This is a genomic window from Oscillibacter sp. CU971 (genome assembly GCF_905219725.1).
In the GTDB taxonomy this organism is placed as follows: domain Bacteria; phylum Bacillota; class Clostridia; order Oscillospirales; family Oscillospiraceae; genus Oscillibacter.
Window position 1 is genome coordinate 1 of record NZ_CAJMXG010000113.1, and the last position, 9426, is coordinate 9426.

The following is a 9426-nucleotide window of genomic DNA, read 5'->3' on the forward strand; positions in this document are numbered from 1 at the left end:
GGTGTTCACGGGGTCCTGTCCGCCCACGCTGCGCTGGCCGCCGGCAGGCTCACCGCCGCCGCCGTTGTCGTCCGGCTCCGCGTCGATCTGGCGCTGGAGCGCGTCAAACTCCGCCTGCTCCTCCGCCGTCAGGCCCCGCCCGGCGGCGCGGGCGGCGTCCACGATCTCCTGCTGCCGCTTGATCCACTTTGCTTTGTTTTTCATGCTCTTACCTCCATTTTGTTCTTGTTGATCTGAATTTGCCGTTCATACATGGACAGGTCCGGCGGGTCAGCATTGGACCGCCCCACGCCCACGGTGGCGTCCGCCGGCACAGACGCCACAGAAACCTCCAGCGGCGTCCATTTCCGGGCGATCATGCAGGGGCCAGTGAAACGCCCGTCCGCAGACACGGCCCCGGCCTTGACCTCCTCCCAGGCGTCCNCAGCGTAGCGCACGGACGTGGTTTTCAGGGTCCCGGTCTTGACCTTGCCGAAAATCTTTTCCGCGTCGTCGTCGCTGTCGAACTCGATTTCTGCCATGCCCCGGTTGTTCTCCACCCATGCCCGGATCACCTTGCCCACCACTTTGTCCGGGTCGTGGTTGAACAGGACCACGCCCACCGTGTTCAGGCGGGACAGGTCCACCGCGCCCCCGGCATGGTCCAGAATCTCCATGCCAAAATAGCGCCGGTATGGCTCCTCGCTGGAAAAGCTAATTGTCCGTCTGCGGCTGTTCTCCGCCTCCGGCGGGCTGTTTGCCTCCCTGGCCAGGATCTCCCCCATGCTCCGGGTCCCCCGGTTTTTGTCCCGCTCCGGGTCCGCCCTGCCGGGCCGCTGTCGCTCCAGTTCCAAAAATCACNCCTCCCATATCGATCCCTTTTTTCCTGCCGTACTCCAGGACCTCCGCCAGTTCGTCCACGGCGTCTTTCCAGTCTTTGCCCTTTTCCGCCTGGAGGTCCTGGAAAGTCTTTTGACCACTTTGCAGGGCGATTTTGTCCGCGTTTGCCTCTTTTGCCGGGTCGATCCACTTTTTCGGCGTCTTGACCCATGTATGATCCAGGAACTCCTCTTTACGGTCCCAAAAANCNGGCATTTGAAACAGGCCGGNCAAAACCCCGGAAATAACAAAGTTTTCATACACCTCGGACATGAACGTGGTTAAAAGTTCGATCTCCTCCGTGTATGTGTTTTCATCCTCCAGCGCGTTTTGCCTGGCGGANGAATAGGTGGCCCCGCTCATGTCGCGGCTTACCGCCTCATAAGAAAGGCCCTGGCCTGCGCCGATCAATCCCTGCTGTGTTTTCAGGAACGCGGTGGCGTCGGTTGCCGCCCCTTTGGGGTCAATGATCTGTGCGTCGTCGCCCGGCCCCATTTCCATCATCATGCCGGGGGAAAGGCGCTTTCCCGCATAGTCCACTTGGCCGCCCTTGTTGCTCCAGCTGCTCCGCCCGGTCCCGCCGGTTGGCAGCGTCTTTTTGATCAGCACCGCCAGACAGGCCGCGATCCGCTCCCTTACGCTTACAGCGTTGATAAATTCGTTTGTGTCCCGCACTCTGGTGATGGTGGGGGACATATCGGACATTTCCCGCAGTTGGCTGGGCCGGTGTTTACTCTTGTAGAAAAACACGTCTTTGGCCTCGATGTATGCAGGCTCCGCCAACTGCCAGCCCTCTNTGTCATATTGGCGGATCNAGTAGCCCACCGGGCGGCGGTATTGGTTATACTCAATACCGCCCACCACCCTGTTGCCCTTGTGGCGTGGCGTTGCCTGGGTCTTGTCCAGTTCGTCCACTTCCAGGCATTGAAGTTTGAACGGGACCACACCGCCGGGTGTGTAGCGGTACAGGACGATCATGCCGCCGTCCACCTTTTTCCGCTCCACCATCATTCGCAGAATTTCATTGAAAGACTGTTCCCCGGTCACGTCGCAGTTGCGGGCTTTGCACCAGCGTTTCCACGCCTNTTCGATCCGCTTGTCCAGTTCGTCGCTGCCAGTCATGGCCCGCAGGGTNTAGCCCTTGCCCACCACGTTGCGCTTGTAGGCGTAAATAACAGACTGGGCTATATCNCTGTTTCGCTCCAGGTCCCGCGCCCGTGCCCGCACCACGTCCCGGCTGTAACGGTCCGTAATTTCTGCACTTTCATTCACGGCCCGCCACCCGGAATTTATCCGGCCATGCCCTGCGGCGTCATAGCCTCGCAGTTCATCCAGCCCTTGCCGCCACATTTCCCGCTCGTAGGCCCGGCGCGGGGACACGGTGGCGATCACATNATCAAGCCAGCCCATGCCGATCACCTCCCGTCAAAAAATGCCACATAAGTCCGGCCCAGCAGGCTGCCGCTTTCCTCATTGGCCAGCTGTGCCTCCAGGTCGTCCCGCATGGACTTCAACATGGCCAGGTCCGCACGGGTCAGGGACCGGCTGCCGATCTTGTAGGACTGGCCGCCACATAGCACGGTGGTGATGGCGGTATTGACTTGGGCCAGCATTTCCGCCGCCGTCATTTTCGTTTCGTCCATGGTTGCCTCCGGTTAAATCCATTCTTCATGTTTGCGGATCCAGTTTTCCTCCGGCGCGGGTTCCTGCCGGGGCGGCTGGTCCACCTTTTCCTGCGGTTTCTCCGCACCCTCCTGGTTCTGGAGAAACAGGGATCGGACCTCCAGCACGTCCGCCGCTGCCGCCGCGTACACTTCACAGTCCAGGTAATGGTTGGCCGCGTGGGACGTTTTCAGTTCCCACCGCTGGACCACCTTGCCCTTGGACCGTTCCGTGATCTTATGCTCCGCCGTGACCTGTTCTGCATATTCCAGGTCGCAGTCTTTATGTACCATCCAGGATCCGCGCCCGTTTGGCCGCCTCATTCTGGCGGCGATCATGTCCTTGTATTTTCCGCCGTCTACCAGAACCAGCTGCATACCGTTGGCGCGGCTCCCGGCCTTGTCCACGGTGGAAATTTTGTAATGCCCCTGCATGGTGGGGACACCCTTGCAGGGCCTCACCCACTCCGCATTAATCAGACAAAATTCATAAACCGCGTCGGTCTGGTCGCCGCTGTCCATCAGGGCCAATTCCACCATCATTTTTTCGCCGGACGGCAGGGAAAAAGCGGTATTCATAACCCGCTCCACCTCCGCCATAGAAAGGGCCTGGCCGTGGGCCACGTTTTGGCTGGTCGTAAAATCGCCCCAGGCCCGGATCGTCCAGTACAGACAATTTTCCTGCACGTCGATCCCGCCGGTCAGCAGCTTTGTCCACTCCGGCAGTTCCAGGGCGGGCACATCGGTCTGGCGCTCCATGACCAGATCCGCGTTGGTTTTCAGTTTGGTGTCCTCCCACGGCTCCGCCAGCCAGCTGTTGGTGAAGTTCTGCAGCAGTTCCGGGTCGTCCTTGCTCCGCATGAACTCCTTGGCAATATCGGAAAAGCGGGTAAAAGGGGAGTACAGGGTGGAGATCCAAAATGCCACGCTTTTGGGCTGTGCCGTGCTTTTTCGCACATACTCCCACCGGCCAGCCTCCAGCATTTTGCCCTTGTCCTGGTCCGTGATCACGCACCCACACGCCTGGCACACATAGCTGGCCATTTCCGCCCGCTCCGCGTTGTCCGGCACATCGTCCTTACTGGGCCACTTGATTTGTGCAAATTTCAATTCGATATACTGGCCACAATTGGGGCATGGGACGAAATAGTGTTTTTCCGCGTCCGCCTCCTCTTTGGCTTTCCAGATGTGACCCGTTTTCAGCGTTGGGGTGGAGGTTATAAATATTTTCCGGTTTGTGGTGTAGGTCTTTGTCCGCTCTATGGCCAGGGAAACGGGGTCCGCCTCTTTCTTGCTGGCCCCTGGGTATTTGTCCACTTCATCCAGGAACAAATAGCGGATATTTGTACTTGCAAGATCCGCCGGACTGTTGGCGCCGTTCAGGTAGACGGTCATGGTGCCGAATTTCAGCTGTAATTTTTTGCTGATATGCTCCCGGTATTTCTCCGCCAGCACCTTGCAAGCCTTGATCATTGGCTCCAGCTTGGCGTCCACGGTCCGCTCCGCCAGGTCGTCCGACGGGTACACGATCATGGTCGGCCCTGGTGCCTGGTCGATCAGGCTGCCCAGCATATTCTCCATGGCAGACGTGCCGCCCACCTGGGTGGGTTTGACGAAAACAATTTTTTCCACCACGTCGTCGTCGAATGTGTCCATGATCTCCACCAGGTAGGGGGTCACGCTGTTGCGCCATGGCCCCGGTATGGCGTTCCCGTCCGGCAGTATGCGGTGCTTTTCGGCCCACTTGGAAACTGACAGGCGTTTTCGTGGGCGCAGGATCTCAACGGCGGTTATAATCCAGCCCGGCACCTCATAGCGTTTTACACGAAACTTTTTCACCGTTTTGCCTCCTCCGGCTCCACCACGGCGGCGTCCACGAATAGGGCCAGCATATCCTCCAATTCCTTGCGGGTGGCCCGCTCGATAGCGCGGGCGGTGGCGGCGTCCGTATAGCTGGCCACGGTGCCCGCCACCCTGCTGGGTATGTTCATGGCAAAATTTTTGAACGTGTCCATAAACTCCGCCAGCTGCTCGGTGGCCGCCGCCGTTTCGATGTATCGCCCCTCGGCTATGTCCGCCTTTATGCTGGCAAGCTGGCCCTGGCTCTCTTTCAGTTTCACCTCGGCCTCCAGCTTTTTCAGGGCCAATTCTGCCGTGCGGCTTTTCTCCCCGGTTTCCTGGGCCTTTTGCTCGATGTGGGCAATATACCGCTGGACCGTTTCGCAGGTCCTATATTTCCGCGCTCCGCCGCCGGGTGGGACCTCGGTTTCCAGCACCCCGTCTTGGGTTAGTTGCTGGACCCTGCGGCACCCCTTAAAGCCCAGCATTTGGGCGATCACTCCCGTGCTGGACCACTCCGGCACGGTCCCGGTCAGGACCGCTGGCTTTTCCGCTTTCGGCTTTTTCGGCGCCGCCTTTTTCGCGGCTGTTTTCTTCTGCTCCGCCACTGGAGGCGGCCCCCTTTCCCGCCCCGGCGGTGGAGGTCCGCCGGTTTCGTTTTTTCTTCCCGCGTCCGTTTCGCATTTTGGCCCGCTCCGGCCCGCTCGGTTATCCCCCCTAAAGGGGGGATAAATTCCGGCGGCGTTTTTGCTATGCGTAACGTAACAGGCCAAAAATTTTTTGGTTTTATGGGCAAAAATACCGGGCTCACTTTGCCCCGCGTTGGTTTTAGGCGCAGGGAGGACCCGCGCCGGGGGGTGGCCGTCGATCTCACGGGCCTGTTGGCCTGCGTCCTGGCCTCCCGGCGCGTCCCTGGAGGGCGGCGGGGTGAAAGGATAAAGCCCCCGCCGCACACCCTCCGCACCCATGGAGTGAAAAGCGGCGGGGCCACCAGGTTTCTGTCCCCTGGCGGCCCCTGTATTCCTTGCGGCTTTTCATGCTATCAATATAGCACAGGCAATAGTCCAAAAGTGTCCACACTTTTCAGCCCGGCCATTTTATTTCTTGACCCCTCTGTTCCTGGCCTTAAAATCCCCCAGCAGTTTCCCGCTTTGCTCATTCCTGGCCAGCCTATCCAGCGCGGCGTTGTAGTAATTAAATACCGCCGAACGGCTCAAATAGACTTCCCTGGCGATTTGCTCCCACGTCTTGCTGTCTATATGCCGCATTTCCACCACGGTCCGCTCCATGGACCCCAGGGGCAGTAGGTCTATTAAGTCCATGACATTCTGGACGGCCCTGGCCATTTCCGCCTGCTGGGCCTCGATCCGCTCCTCCACGTCTGCGATCTGAAAGACAAGGGCGCCCGCCCCGTCCGGGTGTACCGGCTTGGCGGATNGCGTGGCCCNGAACGCCGGGGCGGTGGATGGCCCCCGCAGTTCTGCGGATAGTGTGCGGCGGCGCTCCTCCAAAATCCGCTTTTTCTGTTTGGCCGCGTGATATTGCTGCAGGTAGCGTTTCACCGCCTCCCGCTCCAGTTTGTCCCCCGTTGTCTTTCTGCCCATGGTTACACCTCGGTTATGTCAATTCCCAGCTTGTCCTTTAGCAGCTTTCGCTTTGGCAAATATTCCTTGGTCCGCGTTGGGCGGCTTTTCACGTCCTCCACCACCAGCGCCCCCATTGGCCCGTACTTTTTCCGCAGTTCCTCCGGGGCGTTCTCCGATAACTCCCAAAACGGCGGGACGCGGTAGGTAAAATCCGCCCTGTACCGGATTGCCCGCACCCTGCGGCCCTCGGTGTCTGTGTATGCCTCTTGCAGCGTAAAATCCACTTGCAGGCGCAGGTCCCGAATTTGCCCCGCCCGCTCCAGCGCGGCCAGGTGGTCATAGCGCCGGGCTTCCTTNTGGCTGTCGAAATGGAGGACGGCCCCGGACGGCGTGATCCGCTCGGTTGGGCTGTTGTGGTATTTGCTGGCCTTTGGCGGCCCGTCGGCGGCAGGGGATNGAGGAGGCCCCCGCCGCTTTTGCTGGGCCATGTATTTCTGGAGCGCCTGGGCCTGATATTTTGGCGGCAGGTCTTTCACGTCAATGGCCACCAGCTACACCTCCGCCGCGTTCGGGATCTCCACATACTGCCACGACATGGGCGGGTGGTTCAGCCCAAACTCCGCCAGCGGGCTGGGGGTGTTGAATTTCTCCGGGGACTGGATCACCCACCCGTAAAGGCTCCCGCCTTTTGCGTAGGCCCGCAGGGCCTCCATGGAAACGCCGGACCGCTCCACCAGCATTTCCAGCAGGTTGGTTTTGACCCACCCCCAGCAGGTAAATTTCCCTTGCACCGCTCCGGTCCCGCTCACATACACCAGGACGGTCAACGGCCAGCGGAACGCCCGCCCGTCCTTGCTTTGCGGGGCGGACTTGCGGATCTCCAGCGTCTTTTCCCCGGACAAGATTTTCTCCCACCACTCCGGTTTCATGCTCATAAGCACCGCCCGCACGGCTCACACCTCCCACGGGAACATGGAGGCGGGGAGGTCCGGGAAATACTCCCGCAGGTTGCCCTTGTAGAACACGGGGATCTCATTCTCCGCGCAAAATGCCGCGATCTGGTCCACCCACTCCCGGCGGGGGATCACCTTGTCCCGGCGGCTGCCTGTTTCAGCCCCCAGGATCACCCACTGGGGCAGGCCCTCCGCCTCCCCCATGGCCACCGGCTCCAGCAGCGGCTCCATGCTCCAAAACGTGTTGATGTTCGCCCAGGGCATGGGGTACATGGCCGCCGCGTCCCTATTGGCCACCGTGGACCCGTACCAGAAATTTTCCCCATGGGGGAGGAGGGCCAGGTGGTCCAGTTCCAGGTAGCGGGCCGGGTTCTTTGTCAGGAACAGGTAACGGTGCTGCGGCGCCCGCAGGCAGGCGTCGATCACTTGGGCGATCCAGGACGTTGGCACCCACTTCCCGAAAAGGTCCGCCATGGAACACACAAAAACGGTCTGCGGTTCCTCCACGCGCTCCGGCTGGTTCAGGCGGTAGCGGTGTAGGGTAGGCTCGAAACCGTAGGGGTAGGGGGTGCCCTTGATCTTCTCCTCCAGGACATGGAGGCCGCCGGACAGCGGGGCGGGATCCTCCAGCCCCTTGTCGAAACGGTGGGCGGTCCGCCTGGCGTAGCAGTAGGGGCACCCATGGCGGCACCCGGTCAGCGGGTTCCATGACATGGTGGCCCAGTCTATTTTCGTCTTGTTCATTGTGCGATCTCCTTTCTGTTTTCCGGTGGCGTCTGGATCGTCCCCAAACTTTACACATTTACAAGGCCATAAAAAGCTGAACTTACATTCAGCCCGATCCCGCCTTTTTCCGCCGCGCCTTTTTGGGCGGCTCCGGCTGCCGTACATACTTATAATATANGTAGCCGTATTTTGTGGCTTTGCTCTCCACCAGTATGTAGCCCTTTGGCGGGCGGGGCGGTTTGTTCTCTGTATAGTTGCGCTTGACCTCGGTGGACGGTTCCCGATCCGGCTTGTCCAGCTTTCCGGCCTTTTTCCAGCGGTGGCCGCCCTGTTCCGGGGTCCAGTGGTCAAAAAGATAATTCGCCAGTCCGGTGTAGTCCTGGCCGTGGTCTATACCACTATAATAATTGTGTTCCCGTAGGTGTTCGATCCGCACGATCTCACCCATGCCCCACAGCTTGCGGATCTGTTCCTCCGGTATGCCCTCCGAAACCATGTGGAAATGGATCCGGTGGGTGCCTTTGCCGCGCCCCATGTAGATCAGGATCCTGGCCCCTGGGAAATGGTACATTAGGCGCCGGGTGTAGTTGTCCCGCAGGCGGCGGGCCTCTTGGAATGTGTGGACCTCATATTCATTATTTAATGTAAGGGTGCTATACAGGGAGGACGGGCCGAAATTCTGGTTAAACAGGCGGGCGTGGTTTCGTTTGGAAATTCCGATCCGGTGCTGCTCCCGCTCCTCCGGCGTCTTAAACCTGGGCCGTGGTTCTGCCTTTTTTATATCCCGTACACGGTCCGGNACATTAAAAACGATTTGCTCACACACGGACCCGGAAAAAATCCGCGTTTTTACTCTCTGCATATCGTTCCCGCCTTTTCCGTCGTGGTAGGTTCTGCCCCGGCGGCTTTATCCGCCGCCGGGGTCCTCTTTCCATTCTTTTACAATGCAATCCCGGCACATATAGCAGTCCTCGCAATAGTCGCACAGGTCCAGCCCATCCATGGCCGCCCGCCGGATCATGGCCTCCAGGTCCGGGACATTGATCTGGCGGTTTGGGTGGATCAGTTCCGCCACCCTGGCCAGATATTGGCCCGCCTGCCAGTCCCCAAAAACCTCCACCGGGCCGTCCTGCTCCATGGTTTCCGGGTTCAGCGGCACAATGACCACACAGCTGCCCGCCGGGTCAATCTCAAATTTTGCCGGGGTTTCGCTTACCACGTTTCCGTCCCGGTCCGCCTGTTTGCGGCCCAGGGTACAGGTTCCCACCCCTATGCTGATTATTCCCACGGATTTGACCTCCTTTTATCCACGTTTTGGATCGTACTTGCTAAAATCCGGCTGTGCTTTGAAGATCAGCCGATTGTTGCACCACCTTTGCAGGTATCTTGTTTCCTGGGGTGCCTGGTCTTTATTGTAGATCATGACATAGGGGGAATATCCCAGGTCACGCAGGGCATAGACGCGGGCCAGGTCCTCCTCCAGTGTGCTGTTGAAATTGGTTAGAACATACACGCCCTTTTTGGTCGGGTCTTTCCGCCTGTACCAGTGGGAAAACCTTTCAAATTGTGGCCGCAGGTCCTCCGCCGGGTTGTCCCAGGCAAAATGTAGCCGCTCGATCCGCATTTTCCCCAGCAGGTCCGCCACGTCTTTGTCCGCCAGGCGAATGTCCAACCCCTGGTTAAAATCCACATAGGCCCTGGAGGCCGCCAGCTGCTCCAGCAGGTCCCACCGCTCCGGGCAGGCCAGAATATTGGGATCCATTATGGTTATATTTCTTTGACCTCTCCAGAACTCTGAAAGAT

The 9426-nt window shown here is 59.4% G+C and carries 10 protein-coding genes and 1 pseudogene; all 11 read right to left on the reverse strand.

Annotated elements, in window-relative coordinates:
- A pseudogene (locus JX325_RS09150) lies at positions 1 to 204 on the reverse strand (hypothetical protein); the annotation flags it as partial.
- Complete coding sequence (locus tag JX325_RS09155) at positions 201 to 764, reverse strand: HK97 family phage prohead protease (RefSeq protein WP_204790853.1); 564 nt, start codon at positions 762 to 764, stop codon at positions 201 to 203. The gene JX325_RS09155 and the pseudogene JX325_RS09150, both read right to left, overlap by 4 nt.
- Positions 694 to 2268 (reverse strand): phage portal protein, encoded by a 1575-nt coding sequence (locus JX325_RS09160; protein ID WP_204790854.1) that lies wholly within the window; start codon positions 2266 to 2268, stop codon positions 694 to 696. The genes JX325_RS09155 and JX325_RS09160 overlap by 71 nt, the downstream gene beginning before the upstream one ends.
- A gap of 5 nt (positions 2269 to 2273) precedes the next feature.
- Positions 2274 to 2501, reverse strand: coding sequence for a peptidylprolyl isomerase (locus JX325_RS09165; RefSeq protein WP_160583938.1), 228 nt, complete (start codon positions 2499 to 2501; stop codon positions 2274 to 2276).
- Between the two features lie 12 nt (positions 2502 to 2513).
- Complete coding sequence (locus JX325_RS09170; protein WP_204790855.1) at positions 2514 to 4358, reverse strand: terminase gpA endonuclease subunit; 1845 nt, start codon at positions 4356 to 4358, stop codon at positions 2514 to 2516.
- Positions 4355 to 4966, reverse strand: a complete 612-nt coding sequence (locus tag JX325_RS09175; protein ID WP_160583940.1) for a hypothetical protein — start codon at positions 4964 to 4966, stop codon at positions 4355 to 4357. The genes JX325_RS09170 and JX325_RS09175 overlap by 4 nt, the downstream gene beginning before the upstream one ends.
- Positions 4967 to 5964: 998 nt before the next feature.
- Entirely contained in the window at positions 5965 to 6492 is a 528-nt protein-coding gene (locus tag JX325_RS09180; protein WP_243414014.1) for a DUF1064 domain-containing protein, read from the reverse strand.
- 3 nt (positions 6493 to 6495) lie between these two features.
- Positions 6496 to 6894, reverse strand: a complete 399-nt coding sequence (locus JX325_RS09185; RefSeq protein ID WP_204790856.1) for a hypothetical protein — start codon at positions 6892 to 6894, stop codon at positions 6496 to 6498.
- 3 nt (positions 6895 to 6897) lie between these two features.
- Positions 6898 to 7641, reverse strand: a complete 744-nt coding sequence (locus JX325_RS09190) for a DUF5131 family protein (RefSeq protein ID WP_204790857.1) — start codon at positions 7639 to 7641, stop codon at positions 6898 to 6900.
- An 889-nt stretch (positions 7642 to 8530) separates the two neighbouring features.
- Positions 8531 to 8911: a hypothetical protein gene (locus JX325_RS09195; protein ID WP_204790858.1), complete on the reverse strand. Its 381-nt coding sequence runs from the start codon at positions 8909 to 8911 to the stop codon at positions 8531 to 8533.
- A gap of 15 nt (positions 8912 to 8926) precedes the next feature.
- The gene (locus JX325_RS09200; protein ID WP_204790859.1) at positions 8927 to 9385 is read right to left on the reverse strand and encodes a hypothetical protein; all 459 of its coding nucleotides are present in this window, start codon (positions 9383 to 9385) and stop codon (positions 8927 to 8929) included.
- Positions 9386 to 9426: the final 41 nt, after the last annotated feature.

What these genes read in the sequence shown, in the direction of transcription:
- JX325_RS09165 (WP_160583938.1), bottom strand. Translation starts at nt 2,501, where the DNA reads ATGGACGAAACGAAAATGACGGCGGCGGAAATGCTGGCCCAAGTCAAT.
- JX325_RS09190 (WP_204790857.1), bottom strand. Translation starts at nt 7,641, where the DNA reads ATGAACAAGACGAAAATAGACTGGGCCACCATGTCATGGAACCCGCTG.
- JX325_RS09200 (WP_204790859.1), bottom strand. Translation starts at nt 9,385, where the DNA reads ATGGATCCCAATATTCTGGCCTGCCCGGAGCGGTGGGACCTGCTGGAG.